We start from the raw sequence: 25,470 nt of genomic DNA, 5'->3' as shown, positions 1-25,470 counted from the left end.
AACAATACAGGTGACATATGAGCTCAAGATATCACTCACTCAATTTTGGCTTTGACGAAACGCTGAATATGCTTCGGGACCAGGTGTCCTCCTTTTCGCAAAGTGAGATCGCCACTATCGCGACGGATGTAGACAAGGAAAATGCGTTTCCAAACCATCTCTGGAAACGATTTGGAGAACTCGGCCTACTGGGTATTACCGTCTCTGAGGAATACGGCGGGTCTGATATGGGTTACCTGGCTCATGTTCTCGCCATGGAGGAAATCAGCCGCGCCTCCGCCTCAGTGGGATTAAGTTATGGCGCGCATTCCAATCTCTGCGTCAACCAGATTTTTCGTAATGGCACCACCGAACAAAAACAAAAATATCTCCCCAAATTGGTTTCCGGTGAGCATATCGGGGCACTAGCGATGAGCGAACCCAATGCAGGAAGCGACGTCGTGAGCATGAAACTCAGAGCAGAGCGCAAAGGAGATCATTATGTTCTAAACGGCGCCAAAATGTGGATCACCAATGGACCAGACGCCAACACTTACGTTATTTACGCCAAGACCGATGTTGAGAAAGGCCCTCACGGGATCACAGCCTTTATTGTTGAACGTGATTATCCTGGCTTTAGCCGCTCCCCCAAACTGGACAAATTAGGCATGCGCGGCTCCAACACCTGCGAGTTGGTGTTCGATAACTGCGAAGTACCGGTGGAAAATATTCTCGGTGGCGAGAATCAGGGGGTCAAAGTTTTGATGAGCGGCCTCGACTATGAACGCGTTGTTCTCTCCGGAGGCCCAACCGGCATTATGCAGGCGTGTATGAACCAGATCGTTCCCTATATTCATGAGCGTGAGCAGTTTGGGCAGTCAATCGGTCAATTCCAGTTAATTCAAGGTAAAGTGGCCGATATGTACACCAGCATGAATGCTTGCAGATCTTATCTTTATGCCGTTGCCCAAGCCTGTGACCGAGGCGAAACCACCCGAAAAGATGCCGCCGGCGTCATTCTTTACTGCGCCGAAAAAGCCACACAGATGGCCCTGGATGCCATCCAGATACTGGGAGGCAACGGTTACATTAACGAATACCCAACAGGGCGACTTCTCAGAGATGCCAAACTCTATGAAATTGGCGCAGGCACCTCAGAAATCCGCCGCATGCTGATCGGCCGGGAACTGTTTAATGAATCCCGATAAGGTTAACACTCCCCGGAAAGGAAAATACTATGGCCATTATCGAATCCAAGATTGATATCAGCGGAGACGAATTTCGTCAGCGTCATGATCATATGGCAAAGCTGGTAGACAACCTTCAGACTCTCGCTGCAACGATCATGCAAGGCGGTGGGGAGAAAGCCCGGGAACGGCACCTTTCCAAAGGCAAGCTTCTGCCCCGGGACCGCATTTCCCATCTGCTGGACCCCGGATCACCTTTTCTGGAAATAGGCCTTCTGGCAGCCCACGATGTTTATCATGAAGCCGTTCCGGCTGCCGGAGCCATTGCTGGCATCGGCCGGGTGGAAGGGGTGGAATGCATGATTGTTGCCAATGATTCCACTGTAAAAGGCGGTACTTATTATCCGCTGACAGTGAAGAAACATATTCGTGCCCAGACTATTGCGGAAGAGAACAGGCTGCCCTGTATTTACCTGGTGGATTCAGGTGGCGCAAACCTTTCCCAGCAGGATGAAGTCTTCCCCGGCAAAGAAGACTTTGGCCATATTTTCTATCGCCAGGCCAGAATGTCAGCCATGGGAATCCCGCAAATCGCCGTGGTTCTTGGCTTATGCACCGCAGGAGGAGCTTACGTTCCAGCCATGGCAGACGAAAGCATCATGGTCAAAGGCCAAAGCACAATCTTTCTCGCTGGCCCTCCCCTGGTGAAGGCAGCTACCGGCGAAGTAGTTTCGGCCGAAGAGCTGGGAGGAGCCGATGTTCACTGCCGCACTTCTGGCGTCGCCGACCACTATGCAGAAGACGAAGTGCATGCCTTGATGTTGGCCCGTCAGGCAATACGCCGGGTTAATCACAAGAAACTTGGACAACTGGATACCGAACCCGCCAAACCTCCCAGGTATGATGTGGAACAGCTGGGCGGTGTAGTCCCTACAGACCTGAAAACGCCTTACGACGTTCATGAAATCATTGCCAGACTGGTAGATGATTCTGACTTTGATGAATTCAAAGCCCTTTTCGGACCGACTCTGGTCTGCGGATTTGCCCGCATTCACGGCTACCCTGTGGGGATCGTAGCCAATAACGGTATTCTCTTCAGTGAATCAGCCCAAAAAGGGGCACACTTCATCGAGTTATGCTGCCAACGAAAAATCCCCCTGGTATTCCTGCAAAACATCACGGGATTCATGGTTGGTAAACAATACGAAGAAGGCGGCATTGCAAAGCATGGGGCAAAAATGGTCACCGCCGTCGCCTGTGCGGAAGTCCCCAAGTTCACTGTCGTTATAGGAGGCAGCTTTGGGGCTGGAAACTATGGTATGTGCGGTAGAGCCTACAACCCCAGATTCATGTGGATGTGGCCCAACGCCCGCATTGCTGTCATGGGTGGAGAACAGGCTGCAGGCGTTCTGGCCCAGGTAAAAGAGGATGCCATGAAACGACAGGGGCAGTCATGGACGGACAGCGAAAAAGATAACTTCATGGCTCCCACTATCGAGCAGTTTGAGCGGCAGTCTCATCCCTACTATGCCAGCGCCCGGCTTTGGGATGACGGCATAATCGCACCTTCTGATACCAGAAAAGTTCTAGGACTCGCCATATCCGCGTCACTGAACGCCCCCATTCAGGACACCAGGTTTGGCGTTTTCAGAATGTAACGCCCTCAAAGAGAAACTCAAGGACACCTCACATGAGCGATTTTATTCAAGAAGCCAATAACAGTTTCGTCAAAGTGACCTTGGTGGATGGCGTTGCGACTCTTCGCCTGAACAGGCCGGAGAAATCCAACGCTTTCAATGCTGAAGTCATTGAGGAGCTGATCAATTCACTGGATCGTCTGGATTCTAATGAGCAGGTAAACGTGCTGGTGCTGGCTGGTGCTGGCAAACATTTTTCTGCCGGCGCCGATTTGAAGTGGATGAAATCCATGGGCCAGGCAGGCTATGACGAAAATCTTGCAGATGCCAATCGTCTTGCCCTATTAATGGAACGGCTTTATCACTTTACCAAACCCACCATCGCAATGGTTCAGGGTAGCGCTTTCGGCGGCGCCCTGGGATTGATTTGCTGTTGTGACATCGCCGTAGGAACGCATACTTCAAGATTCTGTCTGAGCGAAGTAAAGCTAGGCCTCGTCCCGTCTGTCATCAGCCCTTATGTCAATCGGGCGATTGGGCCACGCCAAATGCGAAGATATACATTAACCGCCGAACTGATGGACGCAGAGTTAGCCCTAAAACTCGGCATTCTCCATGAAATTGTTGAAGACGGCGAGCTCCAGAGCACGGTTGAGAAACTCTGCCAACAGATCAAGGCTAACGGTCCGGCGGCACTGGCCAGCGCCAAGCAACTTCTCGATATGATACAGAACCACCCTATCGGCAACGAAACGCGGCAATATACCAGCGACTTGATCGCTCGCCTGCGAGTTAGCGAAGAGGGACAGGAAGGATTGAGCGCCTTCCTAGAGAAACGACCACCCCGCTGGAAAGGTTATACAGGAGATCTCTCATGAAAAGACTGTTAGCCGCCAACCGTGGAGAGATCGCTCTGCGTGTTATGATGACAGCGCGAAAAATGGGCATTACGACCATTGCAATATATTCAGATATTGACCGTGATGCGCCTTTCGTAAATTTTGCGGACGAGGCTTACCCTCTTTCAGGAACCAGTCCGACAGACACCTATCTGAACCAGGATAAGATATTTGACCTGTGTCGCCTTCATATGATCGATGCTGTTCACCCCGGATATGGCTTCCTGTCTGAAAATGCTGTCTTTGCCCAACGCTGTGAGGACCACGGTATTAGCTTCATCGGCCCCCTGGCCTCTTCCATTTCTGCCATGGGAGACAAGGCGGCCGCCAAAAGACTCATGGAGGAAGCCGGCGTACCTCTGGTACCAGGTTATCATGGTGACAATCAGGACATCGCCGCACTCCGCCAGGAGGCTGCAAAAATTGGCTTCCCCGTCCTGATTAAAGCCAGTGCTGGAGGTGGTGGCAAAGGGATGCGCGCCGTAGAGACCTCAGCAGAGTTCGAAGACTCACTACAGGCCGCCAAAAGAGAAGCACAAAACGCCTTCGGAGATGATAAAGTTCTTCTTGAAAAGCTTATCCTTCAACCCAGACATGTGGAAGTCCAAGTATTTTTTGACCAGAAGGGTAATGGTGTATATCTGTTTGATCGGGATTGTTCGATACAACGGCGACACCAAAAGGTGATAGAAGAAGCCCCGGCGCCAAACCTTTCGACTGAAACCCGCAAAAGCATGGGTGAAGCCGCTCTGGATTGCGGGAGAAAAATCCGTTATCGAGGTGCAGGAACGGTGGAGTTTTTGCTGGATGAACAGGAAAACTTCTATTTCATGGAGATGAACACCAGGCTCCAGGTGGAACATCCCGTTACCGAGCTGGTCACCGGTCAGGATCTGGTTGAATGGCAGATTCGCGTTGCCCGGGGAGAAGATCTCCCTCTTACGCAAGACCAATTAAAACTCTCTGGTCATGCTGTCGAGGTTCGCCTGTACGCCGAAAGCCCAACCAACAATTTCCTGCCGAGTATTGGGCGACTAACGAAAGTAACCTTTCCAGAACCACACCTCCGCTTTAATCAACCTGATCATGCTGCAGACAAGTTTCTCCGAATAGACAGCGGTATTGCGACAGGCTGTGAGATCAGTCAGCACTATGACCCCATGATTGCGAAAGTCATCACCTGGGCAACTGATCGTCGGCAGGCCATCCTTCACCTGGCCGAACAACTGAAACACACACTCATTACTGGTGTTGAGAGCAATAATGGTTTCCTGGTAAAAGCCCTGGAGCACAGCGACTTTCTCGATGGCAAACTCTCCACAAAGTTTATTACGGAGAATGAACAGGACCTGCTTCCGGACGAAAGTGTCAGCCTGCCCTTAATCAGCACCGCCACCGCGCTTTACTGGAATCGTGTCGCGAGCCGGTTGTCGTCAAGCCGGTACGAAGACCATGAATCCAGCCCCTGGAACTCAGCAGAGTTGTGGAGCCTTTACGGCACCAGATCCAATGCTTTCGAGTTTTGGCTAAACGGCAAGGAAATCAATGTCAGACTCACTTCCCCTCGCACCTATAGCGATAGCAGTGGTGCTTTTGAATTGAGTTTCGAGGGACATAAGTGCGAGATTGATTACCACATTTTAGATGACGACACCCTGGCGACTAGAGTCGACGGTAAACTCCGGGAATACCACTATTTTATTGATAACAACCAGATAGTAGTGTTCATCGACGGTCATGGCGTCACTATAGAATTACCGAATGACAGCTCTCTGGTTCAGCACCATGGAGATCATGCCGAAGGTACACTAACGGCACCGATGGGCGGCACGATCATTAAGGTGCTATGCGAAGAGGGTCAACAGGTTGAAAAAGACCAGCCGCTACTGGTGATGGAGGCCATGAAGATGGAACACACCATCAAGGCGCCGGATCAGGGCCGAGTACACAAACTGTTGTGCAAAGAAAAAGATACGGTGTCGTCCCAACAGTTGCTGATCGAGTTACAGACACTTGATGAACAGGAACCCTCAAATAATAAACAATTCGGTACAACAGGATGAAAACGCCACAGGTTAAGATCGTTGAAGTCGGCCCTCGAGACGGCCTGCAGAATGAGTCAACCTTACTTAGCGCCGAACAAAAAGCCAGCTTGGTCAACCGGCTTTCCGACACTGGCATCAGGCATATAGAGGCTGGTAGCTTTGTCTCACCGAAGTGGGTCCCGCAAATGGCGAACTCGGATGAGGTCTTCAGCCTGTTAACCCGCCACCAAGGGATTCACTATGCCGCGCTCACCCCAAATCTCAAAGGATTGGAGGCGGCTTTACAGGCAAAGGCCGACGAAGTGGCCATTTTTACCTCAGCTTCTGAAACCTTCACTCAGAAGAACATCAACTGCAGCATCCGCGACAGCATTGAACGCTTTGTTCCTGTTGTGGAAACAGCAAGAAAACACGACCTTCCCGTACGAGGTTATGTCAGCTGCATTCTGGGATGCCCGTACGAAGGCAATATCCCCCACGCCGCTGTGATAGAGGTGGTTAAGCAACTCCTGAAACTGGGGTGCTACGAGATCTCTCTCGGCGACACAATCGGCGTGGGCACTTCAAAACAGACAAAGTTACTGCTTAACGCCCTGCTTAGGGAAGTCGAGGCTTCTCAGCTCGCGGTGCATTTCCATGACACCTACGGGCAGGCACTGGCCAATATAGATCAATCACTTGACGCTGGCATCAGGGTGGTAGACGCTTCGGTTGCCGGCCTGGGAGGCTGTCCTTACGCTAAGGGCGCGTCCGGCAATGTGGCCACAGAAGATGTCGTATACATGCTGGAAGGAAACGGCATATCTACCGGAATCAACCTGCAAGATCTTGCGCACGTTGGCAATGAAATATCCAACACTCTCAATCGCAGAAACGGCTCCAAAGTCGGGATGGCACTATCCTCTCGCCGCATTCAGGAGAGCACAGCCCTCCCTAAAACAAGCTAAACTAGAGAAACCGATCGTTCGCCGATACTTATTTGCAATCAGGGTATCCAACCTCCCTGAAAGACAAACAATACAGACACGATGAAAACAACATCAACAAGGGCCTAACATGTCTCAGCCTGAATCACTCACTCCACTCTGGATTCCATCAAAGGAACGAGTTGCCAAAAGTCGTCTTACGGATTTTGTACACTACGTTAAAGCTCAGGAGCCTGATGTCCCTGACGACTATCAGTCACTACACCAGTGGTCGGTATCCAATAGTGAACGCTTTTGGTCCCTCATATGGGACTACTTTGGGGTTAAGGGGGAGAAAGGTCAGGCGCCATACCTGGAAAACAGCAACGCTATGCCCGGAGCAAAATGGTTCCCCTCCGGAAAAATCAATTTTGCTGAGAATCTGCTGGCTAGAAGTGATGCCCAGCCAGCGATTATTGCTTATAAAGAAACCGGGGAGCGTACTGAAATCAGTTGGACGGAGTTCAACAAAAAAGTCGCATTATTGGCCGGGACCCTAAAGGAACTCGGGGTAAAAAAAGGCGACAGAGTTGCGGCTTTCACCCCCAACTGTGCAGAAAGTGTTATCGGCATGCTGGCCACTTCCAGTCTCGGTGCTATCTGGTCCTCCTGCTCGCCAGATTTTGGCCTGCAGGGTGTCCTTGATCGTTTTGGACAGATAAAACCTAAAGTTCTTCTGGCCTGCAACGGCTATTATTATAATGGCAAAACGATAGACACCCGTTCCCGGGTCGCAGAAATTACCGCTTCACTCGGCGAACTGTCAGGCCTGATCTGGATCGACTTTATTAGCAATCTTGAAACCAGTACCGTCCCGGAGCTTTCTAACGCTCGTTTCGACATATTTAATATTAGTTCAGATATTTACGCCAATGACGACGTTCCTGTATTGCAGTTCACACCCTGCTCTTTTGCAGACCCGCTGTATATCATGTACTCATCGGGGACGACCGGTGTGCCCAAATGTATCGTGCATAGTATTGGCGGAACTCTTCTCCAGCATCTGAAGGAACTTGGTCTCCATACAGATCTTCACCAGGGCGATCGAATCTTCTATTTCACCACCTGCGGCTGGATGATGTGGAACTGGCTGGTATCCAGCCTGGCTTTCGGAGCCACTCTTGTACTATACGACGGCTCACCTTTTTACCCTAAGCCCGACTCCTTGTGGGATATCGCAGAGGCAGAAAGAATCCGGATCTTTGGCGCTGGTGCGAAATTCTACAGCGCTTGTGAAAAAGAACACCTGTCACCTGGGAAGTCTCACAATCTTTCCTCCCTGGATGCACTATTATCGACCGGCTCCCCCCTTCCCCACGAAACCTTTGATTACCTTTACCGGGAGGTCAAATCTGATATTTGCCTCAGTAGTATTTCCGGGGGAACCGATATCATATCCTGCTTTGCGTTGGGCAACCCGGTCTTGCCGGTATACAGAGGTGAACTCCAGTGCCTTGGTCTGGGAATGGATGTCGCCTTTGCCGATGAAAAAGGATCTCCACTGATTGGTGAGCGCGGCGAGCTTATCTGTCGAGCACCTTTCCCCTCAATGCCTGTTGGCTTCTGGAATGACCCTGATAACAGCAAATACCATCACGCCTACTTTGATCGATTTCCAGACATTTGGGCTCATGGCGATTTCGGCGAAATCGTTGAACATGCCCTGACGGACACAACCCCACTTCAGCACGGCGTAATCATCCACGGTCGCTCAGATGCGGTGCTCAACCCCGGGGGCGTGAGAATCGGAACGGCGGAGATTTACCGCCAGGTAGAAAAACACGATGAAATTTTGGAATCCATCGTTGTCGGGCAAAAATGGAACGACGATGAGCGGGTCATTCTGTTTGTCAAAACACGGCCTGGAGTTGATCTCGATGATGACCTCATCAAGCTAATCAGACAAACCATCAGAGCCAACACCACACCACGGCATGTCCCTGCCAAAATTCTCGCGGTGGCAGACATTCCAAGAACCATCAGTGGCAAAATTGTTGAACTGGCAGTGAAGAAAGTGATCCACGGAGAAGAAGTCAAAAATAAGGATGCCCTGGCAAATCCAGAAGCGCTACGGCATTTCGAAAACCTGTCGGAGCTTCAGGACTGAAACAAGACTTACCAAACAAAAAAGGAGAGCAAAAGCTCTCCTTTTTTCAATGAGTTAAGAATATCTCTTAAAGAGAATTCTCAAGTTCTGGTACGGCGTCAAACAGATCAGCTACCAGACCGTAATCAGCAACCTGGAAAATCGGCGCTTCTTCATCTTTGTTGATAGCAACAATCACTTTACTGTCTGACATACCAGCCAAATGCTGGATTGCACCAGAAATACCAACAGCAATGTAAAGCTGAGGAGCAACGATCTTACCAGTCTGACCGACCTGCATATCGTTAGGAACAAAGCCTGCATCGACTGCCGCACGGGAAGCGCCTACAGCTGCACCCAGCTTATCTGCCACCTTATACAGCATCTCGAAGTTGTCGCCATTCTGCATACCACGACCACCGGAGATAACGATGCCAGCACTGGTCAGTTCAGGACGATCAGATTTCGCCAACTCTTCCTTAACAAAGGAAGAAACGCCTGCGTCATGTGCAGAGGCAACAGCCTCAACAGAAGCTGAACCACCTTCGGCGGCGACAGCATCAAAACCAGTTGGGCGAACAGTGATAACCTTGACGCTGTCACTGGATTTCACGGTTGCGATCGCGTTACCCGCATAGATAGGACGCACAAATGTATCGGCTGATTCAACTTTGATGATATCCGACACCTGAGCCACGTCCAACAGTGCCGCAACACGTGGCATGAAGTCTTTCCCAGTAGTACCGGCAGAAGTCAGAACGTGGCTGTAGTTTTTACCCAGCTCTGCTACCAGAAGAGACAGGTTTTCCGCCAACGCATGCCCATAAACGGCGTTATCAGCTACCAAAACCTTGCTGACTCCTGCAACTTTGGCTGCGGCTTCGGCAACAGCCCCGCAACCTTCGCCAGCGACCAGAATTTCGATATCCCCGCCGATTTGCTGGGCGGCTGCAACAACGTTCAGTGTTGCTGGCTTCAGTACGCTGTTGTCGTGATCTGCAATTACCAAAACGCTCATAATTAAATCACCTTCGCTTCGTTTTTCAGCTTATCAACCAATTCGGCCACGCTGCCGACTTTGACCCCAGCCTGACGCTGGGCAGGCGCTTCAACCTTGACAGTTGAAAGACGCGGAGCGATATCCACACCCAGATCGGCTGGAGAGATGATATCCAAAGGCTTTTTCTTGGCTTTCATAATGTTTGGCAGAGAAGCATAGCGCGGCTCATTCAAACGCAGATCCGTTGTGACAACGGCTGGAAGATTCAGACTGACGGTAGCCAGACCACCATCAATTTCACGAGTGACATTGACTTTATCACCTTCAACAACCACTTCTGAGGCAAAAGTGCCCTGGCCGTATCCGCACAGAGCCGCCAGCATCTGGCCGGTCTGATTATTGTCAGTGTCGATAGATTGCTTGCCGAGGATGATCAGTTGAGGCTGTTCTTTCTCAACTACTGCTTTCAGCAGTTTGGCTGCCGCCAGAGATTGAACCTGCTCTTCAGTTTCGATGTGAATACCGCGGTCAGCACCGAGAGCCAGAGCAGTTCTGATCTGCTCCTGGGAGGCTTTGGGACCGATGGAAACGACAACGACTTCTGTTGCAACACCCTTTTCTTTTAGGCGAACCGCTTCTTCAACAGCGATTTCACAGAACGGGTTCATTGCCATTTTGATGTTGGTTAGATCAACGTCAGTATTGTCTGACTTAACTCGTACCTTAACGTTGTAATCAATTACTCGTTTTACAGCGACCAGAACCTTCATAGATTCCTCGTTTGTGTTGTGATGTGTTCAATTGGAACCATTGCGGCGCAATCTGTAACGACTTTAAATCCATAAATTTAAACGCATTACGCGCCATCAGGCGTTTTCAAAGCAGCCCAATACTGAACGCTTCTCTCGTGCAGGTCAACCGTCCACACCCGAGAAATCGCAGTAATTGGCGGGAGCTTATTCTTCTCCTTTCAACTGCATTGGCCCTATTAAAGGCGATTTTGGGGAAAAATTCAAACAAACGTTTGTTTGAGTCATGAAATAGGTTATGCTACGGGTGTTTTAATCCTCTATACTTCTGAGATTTTAACGACCTGCAGCACAGCGTAGTCGGACTGGACAATGAGGCAGAGCATCACCCTTCAGGGCGATACCGACAATAATAATACCGAAGTATATCAGGGATGTATCGCGATAAGCCGATTGAGCTTTATCGTTCGCACTCAAATATAAGGAAGCAACAAAGAGTGTTCAGAGCCGTGCTGCCAGAAACTTTTTAGAATACCCAAAAGCTTTTTAAAGCTGTGAAGCTAAAAGGAGATCAATGGTGGAACGCGAATCGATGGAATTTGACGTTTTGATCGTGGGCGCTGGCCCGGCCGGGTTATCTGCCGCATGCAGAATCCTTCAGCTGGCTCAGGAAAACGAGCAAGAACTGACCGTCTGTGTTGTAGAAAAAGGTTCCGAAGTCGGCGCACATATTCTCGCCGGTACTGTCTTTGAACCGACCGCTCTGAACGAGTTGTTTCCTAACTGGAAAGAAGAAGGCGCTCCCCTAAATACTCCTGTTGCCGGCGACGATATTTTCGTTCTGCGTGGCCCGGATTCCGCCATCAAGGTTCCCAATGCCTTTGTCCCCAGAAACATGCACAATGAAGGCAACTACATCATCAGCCTGGGCAATCTGTGCCGCTGGCTGGCCGAAAAAGCCGAAGGCATGGGTGCAGAAGTCTACCCAGGCTTCCCGGCCGCCGAAATTCTTTACCATGAAGACGGCAGCGTTAAAGGTATTCTCACCGGCGATATGGGAATTGGCCACAACGGCGAGCAAAAAGGCAGCTACGTCCCCGGCATGGAGCTTCACGCCAAATATACACTTTTCTGTGAAGGCTGCCGTGGTCACTTGGGCAAGGAGCTGATCAGCAAGTTCAACCTTGATGAAGGCAAAGATCCACAACATTACGGCATCGGCATCAAAGAGCTTTGGGATATCGACCCATCCAAACATCAGCCCGGCCTGGTTGTACATACAACAGGATGGCCACTGACCGAAAGTAAATCCACAGGTGGCTCATTCCTTTACCATCTGGAGAACAATCAAGTCTATGTTGGACTGATTACTGACCTAGGTTACTCCAACCCACACATGTCTCCATTTGAGGAATTCCAGCGCCTTAAGCTGCACCCGGAAATTAAAAAATATCTGGAAGGCGGCAAGCGAGTAGCCTATGGCGCGCGGGCCATTGCAAAAGGCGGCTTCAACTCCCTGCCTAAAATGACCTTTGCTGGCGGCTTGCTCCTGGGCTGCGATGCGGGCACCTTGAACTCATCCAAAATCAAAGGCTCTCACACAGCCATGAAGTCCGGAATGCTCGGTGCCGAAACGGTATTCGAAGCACTAAAGGCAGGCTCCGAAGGTAAAGAAGAGCTATCAGGCTTTACTGACAAGTTCAAAGCTTCCTGGTTATACAAAGAGCTTTATGACGAGCGTAACTTTGGCCCTGCAATGCACAAATTCGGAAACATTCTGGGAGGTGCTGTTGCGTTCTTTGAGCAAAATATTCTCCGCGGCAGTCTGCCAATGACATTCCGTGATCCCAATAAGGATCATGAAGCACTGAAGCCAGCCAGCGAGTGTCCAAAGATCAGCTACCCGAAACCGGACAATCAATTGACGTTTGACAGGCTATCTTCAGTATTCCTGTCCAACACCAACCATGAAGAAGATCAGCCATGTCACCTCAAGCTAAAAGATGCTGATGTGCCGATCAACTACAACTTGCCAAAATACGATGAGCCAGCTCAACGTTACTGCCCGGCAGGCGTTTATGAAGTCGTCGAAAACGATGACGGCAGCAAGCGATTCCAGATCAACTCGCAAAACTGTGTTCACTGTAAAACCTGCGATATCAAAGATCCCACCCAAAACATTATCTGGGTAACGCCGGAAGGCGGTGGCGGGCCCAATTATCCGAACATGTAATTGACCCCAAACCCAAAAAAGGCAGCTTCAAGCTGCCTTTTTTAATTCTCTGACCGACAGGCCTATTCAGCCATCAATTGAACCAAGTTCGAAAGACTCACCCTGACTGTCGAGCACTAGTACGACTCTACCTTCTACTTCCTCTTGCCTGGCGAGCGCGACCAGTTCATAAAACACACTCCGTGCAATCCTTGCCTCCAGCCCCCGATCCAATTGAAGATAAGGAATACTCTCTCCACTTTTTTCCACGTACTGAACTCGTAGTCCATGCTGATTTGAGAGCACTATTTGCTCACCAATATTCGTTGTGAATACGATCGCATCAACTCCCTCCTGATCCCGAAACTCTTCCACCCCGGTGACAACGAAGGGGCTGTCTTCCACTTGAATCCGAGCTTTCTCTACCGGGGTTTTCAGGTAATACTCCCCGTTATTTTCTCTTACCAGAATGGAGGCAAACAGCTTTACCATAGCCTCTCTTGCTATTGGCCTTCCCTCATAGAACCATTCTCCATCCCGGTTAATCGACATGTTAATATCAACCTCGACCTCCGGATTCCATTTTTCTACGGGAGGTTTACTGGCGCTCTGTATCTGCTCCAGCACTTGCGCAAGTTCTTCTGGTGTTCTCTTCTGCATACACCTATCTCCTTTCACAGGCCTCGCTGCCATTCCTGTCGCAACGGGACCATTTCAGGATTATCAATCGCCAGATCAAGTTTATTCAACATCGCAACCTTATCTCGACCCAGCACTCCTTTCAGGACTAGATAATTGGAAGCGTGGTCACTTCGGAAGATCGTTTTCGACAAGTCTGTATGCTCCAAAAAAAGGCGCTCCTCCCTGAACAACTCTTTCTGGTTCAACATGTCAAAATCATCGAATCCGGACCTTAACCTTTGCTCACCCAGAGGAAAACTGACCACCAATGTTGCCAGGTAATCTGGCTGCGCCAGGTTAACCATATTAGCGCTGTTAACGGCATGCTGCTCCGAGTATCGGCGACCACCCAAGCCATTCAAAATCATGACAGAACTTCTGAGCCCCGCCTGTTTAATTTTCACCAATGCATCCACTGTAGACGCCTGAGTCTCACCTTTCTGCACTTTTTCAAGCACCAGATCGTCTCCGGACTCAGCTCCGACATACAAAATATCCAAGCCCAGCGATTTTAATTCAGCAAGCTCTGCGACTGTCTTATTTCTAATATTCCTTGGCAGGCAATAGGAGGACACTCGCTGCAAATTTGGAAAGTATTCGTTTAACCAGACTAAAATCTGATGCAATCGACGATAAGAAAGCACCATCGCATCACCATCAGCCAGAAAAACCCGGCGGACCGACGGTTGGCTACTGGCAACAGCTTTAATCTCTGAAAGAACCTCGTCCTCCTGTTTCGGCTTGAACTTTTTTTGAGGCGCCGTGTACATTTCGCAAAACGTACATTTGTTCCAGGAGCAACCATTGGTCACTTGTAGTATTAATGAGCCAGCTTCACTGGGTGGCCGGAAAACCGGCTCAATATAATTTAGTGGGATAACAGACATTCAATTGTGGTCTTCGAGGTTTTAAGTTAGTTTTTGACGGATGCCGATATTATAACGGCTCCAAATGGATTTATAACGCTTGGCCAGACATCCGGAACCATTTTTCCGAATAAACCATCAAATATTGAGCACAAATTTTTGACGATGCCAGCAAATCAGGAAATATGATGACTTCGAACACCCTCAATGCTTTATGTCGCACAGAATTCCCTCTGGAGCAGGATCTGATTCACCTTAACCATGCAGCTGTTGGCCCCTGGCCAATGCGAGCGGTTAACGCCGTCAAACGGTTTGCTGAAGAAAACATGTACCAGGGCTCTCAGAATTATTTGAACTGGCTGAAAACAGAAAACCAGCTGCGCCTGAGATTACGTCAACTGATCAACGCAGCGTCAGTCAACGAGATAGCTCTCAGCAAGAACACTTCCGAAGCACTCTCTATTGTCGCCTATGGAATAAGATGGCAATCCGGTGACGAAGTCGTCATCAGCAACCAAGAGTTTCCGTCAAACCGGATTGTCTGGGAGTCTCTTCAAGCAAAATTCGGCGTTATTGTAAAAGTCGCAGACCTATCCAATGATGATCCGGAAGCAGCCATTATAGACTGCCTGTCTTCCCGGACCCGAATCGTTTCGGTGAGTTCCGTGCAGTATGGCACGGGTTTGAAGCTAGATTTGAACAGGCTCGGAAATGAAATCAAATCCCGCGACATCCTCTTCTGTGTCGATGCAATTCAGTCAGTGGGCGCCACCCCTCTGGATGTACAAAGGGACCAGATCGACTTTCTGATGGCCGATGGTCATAAATGGATGCTGGGGCCAGAGGGCCTCGCGCTTCTATATGTAAAGAAGGAAGTGCAGGATAGGCTTGAGCTTAATCAGTATGGCTGGCATATGGTGAAGGATAGAGGCAATTTCGATCGCCACGACTGGGAACCGGTCGATTCAGCAGTTAGATTCGAATGCGGCAGCCCCAATATGCTGGCTACGCACGCACTGAATGAAAGTGTCGGCCTGCTGCTTGAGATTGGCATGGATCAGATTGAAACTCTGATTAAGGGTAAAATCAGAAAACTCCAAGAGCATTTACAGGCGCTTAAAGACATTGAGATTATCACGAATCTGGAGGATAACCGACTTGCCGGCATCCTGACTTTCAGAAGCCGTCAAATAGATAGCAGATTATTATTTGAGGAACTGCAAAGCCACAATATTCTTTGCGCGGCCCGTGGTGGTGGGATTAGGTTTTCCCCACACTTCTACACACCAGATGAAAAACTTGCTGCGGCATGTGAAAAGCTGGCAACAGCATGTGAGAAACAGAAAAGCATCTCAGGTTAGCCATGCAACCAGACAGCAGGGTTGCAGACAAACGCTATAGCAGTCTCAGTATAGGCGTCCAATAAACTGTCCACACCCTGCCCCCCAAACATCCGAGGAGTAAGCCCTGATCTCACTTGTGTGGAACCCCTGACCATGATACAGGTTTCCATGCTCAAGCAATGACCCCAATGACGACACCAAGGGCATATGACTCACCAGGATAAAATTATGACTGGCGTATTGCTCAAGGTTTTCAAAACATGCGCTCGGGTCGTCGTCTGGCGTTGCAAACTCAAGGCGAATTAACTTCTGACTGACAGGCAACAATGCATCCAGCACTTCAGCAGTTTGCCTCGCCCTGGTAAAGGGACTATGCAAGACCACCAGAGAATTGACTTCAAGCTTCTCCAGGTAATCAGCCAGTTGCTGGGCCACCTGCTTAGTGTAAGCCAAACCATAAGGCGTTAGCTCCCTTTCCGAATCGGAAGCCGCATGCATTTCAGCCTCACCGTGCCGCATGATAAATATGTGACTCATATACCTTCCTTTCTTACCGGACTTCATCCTTTCTCATCAGACAACGCCCTTTCCTGCCAGACCATCTGCAACCGGATCAAAACCCATGCTTCCTTGAGAACGCTAAAATAGTGAATAATTCCAGCGCCTTAAGTACGAGGCAGCACAAACTCCACATCACTATTCTGGTCTCTCAACATTAGCTGAGTGATTACCTTTTCAACGGGAATCTTTTCGTAAATGATCTTGTAAAGCCCTTTGACCAGAGGCATTTCCACCTGCATCTCCTGAGCCTTCAGATGAATAATCCTAGTGGTATTAACACCTTCCGCCACCTCTCCGAGATTATCGACAGTTTCCTCAAGCGACTCTCCTTTGCCTAGCGCATACCCAACCCGATAATTACGACTCAGCGGAGACGTACAGGTCACAATCAGGTCGCCAACACCGGCAAGCCCCAGAAACGTCATGGGATTAGCTCCCAATTCGACCGCAAACCGGCTCATTTCGGCCAAACTCCGGGTAATTAGCATGGATTTGGTATTCTCACCAAGCTCCAGCGCAGCCGCCATACCGGAAATAATGGCGTAAATATTCTTCAGGGCACCTCCAAGCTCTACGCCGTACATATCTGTATTGGCATAAACCCTGAAGCTGGCGCTGCTGAGCACCTCTTGCACCTTCGTCCGGAGGTCTTCGCAGGTACTGGCAATCACCGTCGCAGTCAAACAGCCTTTTGCCACCTCTTTCGCCAGATTCGGTCCGCTAAGCACTCCCACTTCACGGCCCTCCAATTCGCTGGTAAGGATTTCACTCATCAGCGAAAAGCCGGACTCTTCGATACCCTTGGTTGTGCTAATCCAATACTGCCCGGGCTTTTGATACTTTTTGGCTTCCTGGACAACCTTTCTAAAAGATTTGCTTGGTACGGAAACGAAGATCAAATCGGCATCTGAAATAGCTTCCGACATATCAGTCGTCGCCACCAGCGCCTGATGCAATTGGGTGTCGGGGAGATATTTCCGATTAACATGCTCCTGGTTAATTTCGTTCGCTCTGGCCTCATCCCTAAGCCAAAGTATGGTCTCACAGTTATTGCCTGAGGCAATATTGGCGATAGCAGTACCAAAACTGCCACCACCCAAAACAGTAATTTTCATGAATAGAGAATCTCTTGTCTGGGTTTCCCTGCGCTACTGAGCCTTTTTCAGACTTCAAATAACGCCTTATCACCATGCATTTGGTTTTACTTTTACTCGGCAGAGATGACAAAAAGATAAATAGTACAGGGGATTTGCCAATCAGGAGGAGGTGTGAGCCTGCTCATCTTCCAGAGCTTTCACCAGATCCTTAAACGCTTCCCTGTTATTCGAATTCAGATCCATCAGCACCTTATGTGCAGCCAGAACTTTCTCCCGAACTTCCTGCTCCGATGCATGTAATATGGGGATCTCATCCAGATGTTCAATTTCTGTGGCCGCTTTTTCCACAATAATAAACAACTCATCAAACCCCATGGAGTAGATCAGCCGGGTAATATCCGGGTTGGTGGAAATAATAGTGGGAAGGAGTTTTTTGTTTTTGCGCGCAAAAATGCCAATCTTGGCCAGTAGTCCAAGAGTGGTACTGTCGACAACTGTCGTTTCCGTCAGGTCGATCACAACCGTCAGGAAGTTGGCATCGTCTTTCATCAGATCGATAAGTCGATCCAATGTTGAACAAAGATACAACCGAATTTCCCCAATAAACTTGAGGACGTATATACCCTGTTGCTCTGCCTGGAGTATTTTATACCCGGACATCAATTACACCGCTGATTCCAGTATGGACACTATAGCTATATCATCAGGAAGTTCGGTTACCCAATCCAACCTGAATGCTTTTTCTAAACTTGCTATAGTGTGACTCGCAGATTGTACGGTTTCAAGAAGCCTCTCCTCTTTTTCTGCTAGCGATTTGGCATTTATTACTTCAAGCAAGCCATCAGAGCAGATTACCAGTGAAAATCCCGGAGCAAGATCCTCCTCGTATACAGGAAACTTAGGATCTTCAAAAAGTCCCACCGGCGGCCCTTTACCTTCAAGATAACGACTATGGCCATTCACTGAGAGTATCGGCATCGGAAAGTGCGCCCCCACCGAATAGGTCAGAACACGGTATTCAGTATCGATAATGCCTGCAAACATGGTCAGGTGCTTGCCCATATCCGTCTCAAGAATTTCGGTATTCACCCTGCTCAGAAACCGATCGGGATGCAACACATCATCACTTGAGTGACGCCTCAGATTCCTTTGCAGTCGATTCGCGAGATTCTTCAGCAAGACCGTTACAAAAGCAGAAGATGCCCCATGGCCGGAGACATCGGCAAAATAGAAAGCAACTTGAGTATCACTGACGGGAAAATAGTCGAAAAAATCACCACTCAGGTAGAGGGATGGCTTAATGCAGTGATCGAAGGAGATGTTATCGAACTCAAGATTATGCTCGGGTAACATTTTCATCTGGATTTGCCGACCCGCCTTATGGTCGGCCTGAAGTTCTTCTAGACCGGCTTTCAGGCTCTTGTTGGCCTGCTCCAGATCCAGACGATACTGCTGATTTTCTCTGGACAGTCTGACCCTCTCCATCAGACGGGAAATCGAGTGGTCAATTTCGATGGTATCCACCATGGGTTTGGCAACAAACCCAGCCGCTCCGGCTCGCAATGCAGATAGAATATGCCCGGAACTGACATCCTGACTGATAACAATCAGAGGAGGACGAGGCCGCAAAGGCGCAACCATGCGGGTCACCGCAGATAATTCAGACGTAGGTAGGTCGCCAATCACCAGATCAGGCGATAATTCGTCCAGTTTGGGCGTAAAATCAGCCAGTGAGCTGAAAATTTCTACATAAAACCCCTGAGAGTCCAGGTGCTCTTTGAGATGTCGAGCTGATTCTGCATCAGCATCGATAATTATGAGTGTTTCCTCAAGGTCGGCCATAGTTTATTTGCCGATATTTCCTGATTGTTATTGTGTCTAAGCCACGAATTTTGTCAGTATTATGCTCAATATACAGTCAGGTCGCTTCATGTTCGGGAAAAAAGTTTGAAAACTCTTTACCACTTAACCAATCCCAACTTCCGTCCGCGTGGCATCAACAACTGGAATATTAAAAAACAAAGGTTTATATACTTGTTTTTAGCGGAGAATCAGTCGACCTGCAACATTCAAATGCAACATAATGACAAAAATTAGAATTATCATACTAACTGGGTAATTCTTATTTTATACGCACTTCTACTATTCAAGCGTTAATCTTATGGACAACACGATTTACGATTTATTGGGTGTACGGGACAGACTGATCATGGACCCGGTCCATGGTGGCATATCGCTGTTCAGGCACGAGGTCGCGGTACTTGATCACCCATTGTTTCAGCGGCTTCGCTACATCTGCCAGAATGACATACTCTCTTTTGTCTTTCCTGGTGCGACACATTCCCGATTTCTTCACAGTATTGGCACCATGCATGTGGGGCACAGGATGTATCGGGGCCTGATAGAATCCTGCCTGAGGCGATTCCGTAAAGAGGAAGGCTCTCTTACGGAGCGCCAGCTCGTCAGTATTAATTACTTCAACCAGCTGATCCGACTTGCCTGCCTTTTGCACGATTGCGGCCACAGCAGCTTTTCGCACCAGTTCTCGCAGGTGTCCAGCATCGGAAAACTGCTGGATAAACCTGGACGCTTTCAATCACTATGGGCAGGCATCGATGCCGCTCAACTATACCCCAGCCCGCCCCAAAAGCTCGAACACGAGCACTTCTCTGTAAGATGCGCCTACGAGATCCTGGGTCCGCGTATAACCGGAATGACAGGTATTGAAGCCAGAGATGTGATAGCTCTGATGGAAACAACTTCCGTGGTGCTCAGCGACCGGTTTTCAGAACATGCTTTTGCATTATGGGAACTTGTCACAGGATCCACCAACCCTCCAGCCAACGCGCCCTACCATCTGCGCAATGTTTTTTCCTTGATCGTCTCAGGGGAAATTGATGCGGACCGGGCTGACTATATGCTCAGAGACGGTTTCCACTCATCTGTCACCATTGGCGGATTTAACCTGGACCACTTGCTTAAGAACCTCCACATCGGCTGGGATCCAGCCTCTGACTGGATGGGGCTGGCCATCACGGCCAAAGGACTGGGATCTCTGGAGGATTTTGTCTATTCACGGCACCAGATGTACCGCAAGGTCTACGGGCACAAAACGTCGATAGGGTTCGACTGGATTCTACGGCAAGCCATCGAGGAGGTACTGGCACAGCCAGAAGTCTACGAATACATCGACGACTGCCTGAGCAATATCAACTCTTTCCGGTATCTGACTGACAACTATTTCTGGGAACAATTCAGAGTCCGGGCACAAAAAGATCATCACAGCTTTTCTGCCATGATGATGGATCGCAGACGACTGGAGCACCTTCACAGCATTGAAAATGTCGATCCGGAGTTTCTACTTGAGAAAGTGCGGAAAGTGGCATCATTCAACAATATTGACCCGAATAACATTGTTTGTTGCGAACTAAACGCCCGTTTTTCCAAAATTCGAGAGGATTACGACAAAATTAAGGTACTTAACAAAAAACCTTTGAGCGAACAATCTCCCCAGATCTACTATTCACTCATTAGCGAAGAAAGCAGCTTTTTCCAGAAATTCGCCGACACCCGCATCGTGCATTTCTATCGTGACCCGCGCGTTGAAACTTCTTGAGAACAGCTCTACAAAGTGCCTCCCTATCAGATCTGGTTCCTCAGCCCCAACTGATAGGGATGTGGATTCAAGTAAACCTGGCGGGAAATGTAATCATTGCCGTTTTCAAGAAGATAGTGATTCAAAAGTGTCAGAGGAACAATCAGAGGCACCACCCCCTGGCGATATTGCTGCATCAGGTTTTCCCACTCCTGTCTTTGAGTGTTGTTCATATGTTTCGAAGCCTCCCTGGCCAACTCCTGAAGAGCATGGGCATGGTTTTTCCTTTTGGCACGCTTCGTTAGAACAGACATGAAAAGTTGTTTGTATCGCTTCAGCGAATGATCTAGAGAATTATGCCGGGCAGATGCAACGATATTACCCAGTTCAGCAAGCCTGGATGGTGCATACACCTTTAGCAGCATTTTATGTCTCGTGTGAAAGTGCATTAGCGCGGCAATTGAAGGGCATTCCTCAACCCTGGTACGCCATTCCATATGACAGAATACCCGGGTTACAAAATTTTCCAGCAAAACCGGATCTGACAATCTTCCCGCCTCCTCTACAGGGAGCTCGGGCAATTCACGTTGAATGGCTTCGGCATAGATCCCGGCCTGAGAAGACACAATCTGATTACCCTCCTGATTGTAGACCTTGACCCTGAAAGCCCCACAGCTAGGCGACTTCTGCATAAATATATAGCCATCCACCTCCCTTAACCCGGGAATCTGCTCTTCCGCAAAACGTTTTAATTCTGCAGTCACCTCAAGCTTGGAATCACGTGAACCTACGGCAGCAACACCATTATCGGTAGCCACCAGCCGAATCGGTTGCCGGGGAACGCCAAGCCCAATGCCCACTTCAGGGCAAATTGGCCTGAAGTCCATGACTTCACCCAATTGCTCCCTGATGTAGACAGAGTTCTTATGGCTACCGTCAAAGCGTACTTTTTCCCCTTTTAGACAAGCACTTAAAGCAACTAGCGGGCGTTTTTGGTCATGCATTTCATTCTTTCCAGATTATGACGTCAGACAATTAATTCATTTTTACGTGTTGAGTCGAACTTCGGTTTATGCTTTTCTTGGCCCTGAAATTTCTCGTTATGAAAGACACCGGCCATCCATTCCCGACAAAAGGATCACTATGAAGGTTGTATCATTTAACGTAAATGGTATCCGAGCCCGTTTGCACCAGCTTGAAGCACTGATTTCCCAATACCAGCCCGACATCATCGGTTTGCAGGAAACCAAAGTGGAAGATGCTTTGTTCCCTGAGGAGACGATCCGAGAAATGGGTTATCACGTGCAGTTTCATGGCCAGAAAGGCCATTACGGTGTCGCCCTACTGAGTAAAACTCCGGCTATCAAGATTGAGAAAGGCTTTTCAACAGATACCAAGAAATCGCAAAAACGGTGGATAACAGGCGAATATCAAGTTGGGGACCAGGTGGTCACGGTTTGTAACGGCTACTTTCCACAAGGTGAGAATCGTAGCCATCCTGAAAAATTTCCCAATAAAGAACAACTTTACGCAGACACTTTAAGGTATCTCCAGGAAAAATCCCCGGACCAGTCCATCATTGTGATGGGGGATGTCAACATCTCTCACCAGGATATAGACATCGGTATCGGAGAGGAAAACCGCAAACGCTGGCTCCGGACAGGAAAATGCAGCTTCCTACCGGAAGAGCGGGAGTGGCTGAACAAATTACTTGGATGGGGGCTCGAAGATACCTACCGCAAGCATTTTCCGGATGATACTTCCCGCTTCAGTTGGTTTGATTATCGTAGCAGGGGCTTCGAAGCCGACCCCAAACGAGGCCTCAGAATTGACCTGATACTGGCGACCAGCCCACTCAGTAGTGCCTGCACAGCAGCGGGCATCAGCTATGATATCCGAGGCATGGAAAAACCTTCGGATCATGCACCGATCTGGGCAGACTTTGCACTATAAATTGAATCTTCCCCGGCAGACAGATATTTTAAGGTTACCGTGCTGGCATCCCCCCGGCTCCAACAGATAACTGTCTTCCCTTCACATGGCGGTAAACCCAGACAGATAACAGGAAGTTATTTGTCTGCCGGATGAATAATGGCAGTATGAAGTTAAGCATGACGACTTGCGGATACGATTAGACATGAAAACAAAGGAAAGGATTGTACTTGTCAGTCTGGAATTGTTTAACCGGTATGGTGAGCCGAACGTCACGACGCTTCAAATTGCTGATGAACTGGATATCAGTCCCGGAAACCTTTACTACCACTACAAAAACAAAACCGAAATTCTGAACGAGCTGTTCAATCGCTATGAAGGCCAGATCATGCACCTTCTCGATGTCCCGGATATCGAGATCAGCCTCGAAGACCACTGGCTGTTTCTCCATCTTATTTTTGAGTGCATTTCAGAATACCAGTTCCTATACAAAGATCTGGTCAATATTCTGCAAAGATATGAGAAAATCAGGACAAAATTCAAAAAAATTCTGCAGAAGAAGATCGAAGCCTCGCACAAAATCTGCAGCAGCTTGAGAAGTCAGAGCATCCTGATTGCGACCGATGATGAGCTGGATTCACTGTGCCAGAACATCGTTCTCACAGCCACCTACTGGTCTAGCTTCGACATTATCAGAAATGGGTCAGGCGAACATCAGATTGACCTCGCCCGAGGCATCCACCAAGTCATGTCTCTGGTAGCCCCTTTCCTTCGGGAGGAAGAAAGACAGGATCTTCTGACGATGAGTAGGGAATATCTCAGTTAGTCTCTGAGGCTGGATCAATCTGCTTTCTTTCTTGTTCTCTTCGGTTTTTCCTTGTCGGCCAGCTTCTGTTTCAGCTCATCCACTTCTTTTCTTAACTGCTGAAATTCACTGTAGGTAGGAACTCCCAAGCGGTGTAGCGCTCGCGATACACGTTGATCAAATACTGTTTCCAGCTTGTCCCAGGTAGTGTTAGCCCTATCTTTAACCTCTTCAACTCTTCCCTCGACAGCTTTAACCTGTTTTTCAAACACGCCTCTGGTCTTTTTTTCCAACTCCTCACCTTCCTGGACAAGCTTGTCAAACACCTTACCGGCATCCTCTTCGGCTTTGTTATAGGCTCCCAGACCTGCCAACCAGATCTGTCTGGCAGATTCCTTGATTTTTTGGGATACCATTTTGGAGTTTTGCTTGTCGTCAGTCATTGAGTCTTCTCAGTTGTGCTATATCATGGGAGTTATTCTGGCGGCCAAAGCTGTAAAGCTCAACCGATATTGGTCGAACCCGTGTTTTTGGACCACAATTATAATAGTTGCATTGGAGACATCTAACTAGACCTCTATGACAGGCCGACCGAAAGAGCGAATCGCTGAAGTTCTCACCCGATGGTTGACCAGGGAAAAGTCCGCCACAGAGGTTCCATTAAGTAATTTTGACCGACTCAGGCATGAGATCCGTCCGTGCGATGTCATTCTGGTGGAAGGCCGCACGAGAGTCAGCGATGTCATCAAACTGGTCACACAGAGCCGATGGTCACATGCCGCACTTTATCTTGGCAGGATTCATGAAATCGAGAGCCCGTTCACCCGCAAACGCATCCAGGCTTTTTTCGATGGCCAGCCGGACACGCAACTGATCATTGAGAGCGAACTCGGACTCGGCACCATTATTCGGCCCCTGTCCACCTATGACAGAGACCATGTCAGAATCTGTCGACCAAGGGAGCTGACTTTCCAGGATTCGCAAAGTGTCATCGGCTTTGCCGTAAGACAGCTAGGCTCCAACTACAATGTCAGGCAGATTCTCGATCTTTTCCGTTTTCTGATGCCCTGGTCAATTTTACCGAGACGCTGGCGTTCATCATTGTTTAAAACCCATCCTGGCAAGCAGACGGAAACTGTCTGCTCTACGATGATTGCCGAAGCCTTCGGCTCAATACAGTATCCAATTCTCCCTCTGGTGAAGAAAACTTCCGAAGAGGGTTTAAAACTTTTCCGCAGAAACCCCAAGCTGTGCACTCCGAGTGATTTTGATTATTCTCCTTACTTTGACATCATCAAATATCCCTTTGTGGACTTTTCCCACAGTAATACCCGTTATCGCCTGCTTCCCTGGAAGGGAAATGCACGGCTGACATCTGAAGAACATGGGTACTATCTTGATGACGCCCCCGTTCCTCACGACCGATTCGAATAATGGCTCACCAGGAACAACTTAATATATGCCTTCACCCACTTATAAGTTCTGGATCTTAACGACATATCGTTAGAATAAAATATGATTAAAAAGTGAGCATTTTGATTTGTAATTGCCTGCAAAGCGTCAATACTTAAGGGTGACTGTTCTGGCAAACCCAGTGCAGTCATGTAGGAAGTCTTTCATGGATACTACTCACACCTCTAACCCGGAACCTCCCCTAGGTCCGGGTTTTTTTATGACCATTCAGGAACATCAATCCCACATTTTCGATGAGTGGATCAAAATTCTCACCCTAGTCCACCCTAGAGACCTTCCAATTGCTTAAATGACGTCAGTATAATCAATGACTGCTGGTCAGATATAACGCCCAAATAAACCGTCGCCGTTCTAGGGT

General features: G+C 48.9%; 22 protein-coding genes. 12 read left to right on the top strand and 10 right to left on the bottom strand.

The annotated features are described in order from the left end of the window. Positions 1–17: 17 nt before the first annotated feature. The 6 genes from F566_RS0116815 to F566_RS0116790 all read left to right on the top strand — a co-directional run bounded on the left by F566_RS0116815 (position 18) and on the right by F566_RS0116790 (position 8,819). Complete coding sequence (locus tag F566_RS0116815) at positions 18–1,187, top strand: isovaleryl-CoA dehydrogenase (RefSeq protein ID WP_020408183.1); 1,170 nt, start codon at positions 18–20, stop codon at positions 1,185–1,187. A 29-nt stretch (positions 1,188–1,216) separates the two neighbouring features. Continuing rightward, on the top strand, positions 1,217–2,824 hold the full coding sequence (locus tag F566_RS0116810) for a carboxyl transferase domain-containing protein (protein WP_020408182.1): 1,608 nt from the start codon (positions 1,217–1,219) through the stop codon (positions 2,822–2,824). Positions 2,825–2,856: 32 nt separating this feature from the next. After that, positions 2,857–3,681, top strand: coding sequence for an enoyl-CoA hydratase/isomerase family protein (locus F566_RS0116805; RefSeq protein WP_020408181.1), 825 nt, complete (start codon positions 2,857–2,859; stop codon positions 3,679–3,681). Continuing rightward, positions 3,678–5,765: an acetyl/propionyl/methylcrotonyl-CoA carboxylase subunit alpha gene (locus tag F566_RS33195; RefSeq protein WP_020408180.1), complete on the top strand. Its 2,088-nt coding sequence runs from the start codon at positions 3,678–3,680 to the stop codon at positions 5,763–5,765. Before F566_RS0116805 ends, F566_RS33195 begins: the two co-directional genes overlap by 4 nt. Next, positions 5,762–6,694, top strand: coding sequence for a hydroxymethylglutaryl-CoA lyase (locus F566_RS0116795; RefSeq protein WP_020408179.1), 933 nt, complete (start codon positions 5,762–5,764; stop codon positions 6,692–6,694). The genes F566_RS33195 and F566_RS0116795 overlap by 4 nt, the downstream gene beginning before the upstream one ends. Positions 6,695–6,803: 109 nt before the next feature. Continuing rightward, on the top strand, positions 6,804–8,819 hold the full coding sequence (locus tag F566_RS0116790) for an acetoacetate--CoA ligase (RefSeq protein WP_020408178.1): 2,016 nt from the start codon (positions 6,804–6,806) through the stop codon (positions 8,817–8,819). Between the two features lie 67 nt (positions 8,820–8,886). Here F566_RS0116790 and F566_RS0116785 read toward each other — a convergent pair whose 3' ends face one another. Both F566_RS0116785 and F566_RS0116780 read right to left on the bottom strand, forming a co-directional pair. After that, a complete protein-coding gene (locus tag F566_RS0116785) occupies positions 8,887–9,816 on the bottom strand; it encodes an electron transfer flavoprotein subunit alpha/FixB family protein (protein WP_020408177.1) in 930 nt (309 codons plus the stop codon). A 2-nt stretch (positions 9,817–9,818) separates the two neighbouring features. After that, positions 9,819–10,568, bottom strand: a complete 750-nt coding sequence (locus tag F566_RS0116780; protein WP_020408176.1) for an electron transfer flavoprotein subunit beta/FixA family protein — start codon at positions 10,566–10,568, stop codon at positions 9,819–9,821. Positions 10,569–11,121: 553 nt separating this feature from the next. Here F566_RS0116780 and F566_RS0116775 point away from each other — a divergent pair. Then, entirely contained in the window at positions 11,122–12,780 is a 1,659-nt protein-coding gene (locus F566_RS0116775; RefSeq protein WP_020408175.1) for an electron transfer flavoprotein-ubiquinone oxidoreductase, read from the top strand. A 66-nt stretch (positions 12,781–12,846) separates the two neighbouring features. Here F566_RS0116775 and F566_RS0116770 read toward each other — a convergent pair whose 3' ends face one another. Beyond that, a complete protein-coding gene (locus F566_RS0116770; RefSeq protein WP_020408174.1) occupies positions 12,847–13,419 on the bottom strand; it encodes a DUF1285 domain-containing protein in 573 nt (190 codons plus the stop codon). A gap of 14 nt (positions 13,420–13,433) precedes the next feature. Beyond that, the gene (locus F566_RS0116765; RefSeq protein ID WP_026180069.1) at positions 13,434–14,327 is read right to left on the bottom strand and encodes a radical SAM family protein; all 894 of its coding nucleotides are present in this window, start codon (positions 14,325–14,327) and stop codon (positions 13,434–13,436) included. 164 nt (positions 14,328–14,491) lie between these two features. On the opposite strand from F566_RS0116765, the gene F566_RS0116760 reads away from it, so the two are divergent. Continuing rightward, positions 14,492–15,667, top strand: coding sequence for an aminotransferase class V-fold PLP-dependent enzyme (locus F566_RS0116760; RefSeq protein WP_211210680.1), 1,176 nt, complete (start codon positions 14,492–14,494; stop codon positions 15,665–15,667). Between the two features lie 45 nt (positions 15,668–15,712). On the opposite strand, the gene sixA is transcribed toward F566_RS0116760, so the two are convergent. The 4 genes from sixA to F566_RS0116740 form a co-directional block, all read right to left on the bottom strand. Next, positions 15,713–16,186, bottom strand: coding sequence for a phosphohistidine phosphatase SixA (sixA, locus tag F566_RS0116755; protein WP_020408171.1), 474 nt, complete (start codon positions 16,184–16,186; stop codon positions 15,713–15,715). Between the two features lie 128 nt (positions 16,187–16,314). After that, positions 16,315–17,325, bottom strand: a complete 1,011-nt coding sequence (locus F566_RS0116750; protein WP_020408170.1) for an NAD(P)H-dependent glycerol-3-phosphate dehydrogenase — start codon at positions 17,323–17,325, stop codon at positions 16,315–16,317. Positions 17,326–17,466: 141 nt separating this feature from the next. Further along, complete coding sequence (locus F566_RS0116745; RefSeq protein ID WP_020408169.1) at positions 17,467–17,967, bottom strand: STAS domain-containing protein; 501 nt, start codon at positions 17,965–17,967, stop codon at positions 17,467–17,469. Between the two features lie 3 nt (positions 17,968–17,970). Beyond that, positions 17,971–19,149: a PP2C family protein-serine/threonine phosphatase gene (locus tag F566_RS0116740; RefSeq protein WP_020408168.1), complete on the bottom strand. Its 1,179-nt coding sequence runs from the start codon at positions 19,147–19,149 to the stop codon at positions 17,971–17,973. Positions 19,150–19,468: 319 nt separating this feature from the next. Between F566_RS0116740 and F566_RS0116735 the strand changes: the two genes are divergently transcribed. Next, positions 19,469–20,923, top strand: a complete 1,455-nt coding sequence (locus tag F566_RS0116735) for an HD domain-containing protein (protein WP_026180068.1) — start codon at positions 19,469–19,471, stop codon at positions 20,921–20,923. A gap of 26 nt (positions 20,924–20,949) precedes the next feature. Here the strand turns inward: F566_RS0116735 and F566_RS0116730 are convergent, their stop codons facing one another. Next, positions 20,950–21,906 carry a YbgA family protein gene (locus F566_RS0116730; protein ID WP_020408165.1) on the bottom strand — a complete coding sequence of 319 codons (957 nt, stop codon included), beginning with the start codon at positions 21,904–21,906 and terminating at the stop codon, positions 20,950–20,952. 139 nt (positions 21,907–22,045) lie between these two features. Between F566_RS0116730 and xthA the strand changes: the two genes are divergently transcribed. Further along, the gene (xthA, locus tag F566_RS0116725; protein ID WP_020408164.1) at positions 22,046–22,855 is read left to right on the top strand and encodes an exodeoxyribonuclease III; all 810 of its coding nucleotides are present in this window, start codon (positions 22,046–22,048) and stop codon (positions 22,853–22,855) included. A gap of 184 nt (positions 22,856–23,039) precedes the next feature. Next, the gene (locus F566_RS0116720) at positions 23,040–23,660 is read left to right on the top strand and encodes a TetR/AcrR family transcriptional regulator (protein ID WP_020408163.1); all 621 of its coding nucleotides are present in this window, start codon (positions 23,040–23,042) and stop codon (positions 23,658–23,660) included. A 14-nt stretch (positions 23,661–23,674) separates the two neighbouring features. Here the strand turns inward: F566_RS0116720 and F566_RS0116715 are convergent, their stop codons facing one another. Further along, on the bottom strand, positions 23,675–24,082 hold the full coding sequence (locus F566_RS0116715) for a phasin family protein (RefSeq protein WP_020408162.1): 408 nt from the start codon (positions 24,080–24,082) through the stop codon (positions 23,675–23,677). A gap of 136 nt (positions 24,083–24,218) precedes the next feature. Here F566_RS0116715 and F566_RS0116710 point away from each other — a divergent pair, with 136 nt between their 5' ends. Beyond that, entirely contained in the window at positions 24,219–25,073 is an 855-nt protein-coding gene (locus F566_RS0116710; protein ID WP_020408161.1) for a YiiX/YebB-like N1pC/P60 family cysteine hydrolase, read from the top strand. Positions 25,074–25,470: the final 397 nt, after the last annotated feature.

Origin of the sequence: Hahella ganghwensis DSM 17046 (assembly GCF_000376785.1) — a bacterium.
Lineage (GTDB): Bacteria > Pseudomonadota > Gammaproteobacteria > Pseudomonadales > Oleiphilaceae > Hahella > Hahella ganghwensis.
The sequence above is the reverse complement of the archived record's forward strand: the minus strand, read 5'-3'. Positions and strand labels throughout refer to the sequence as shown.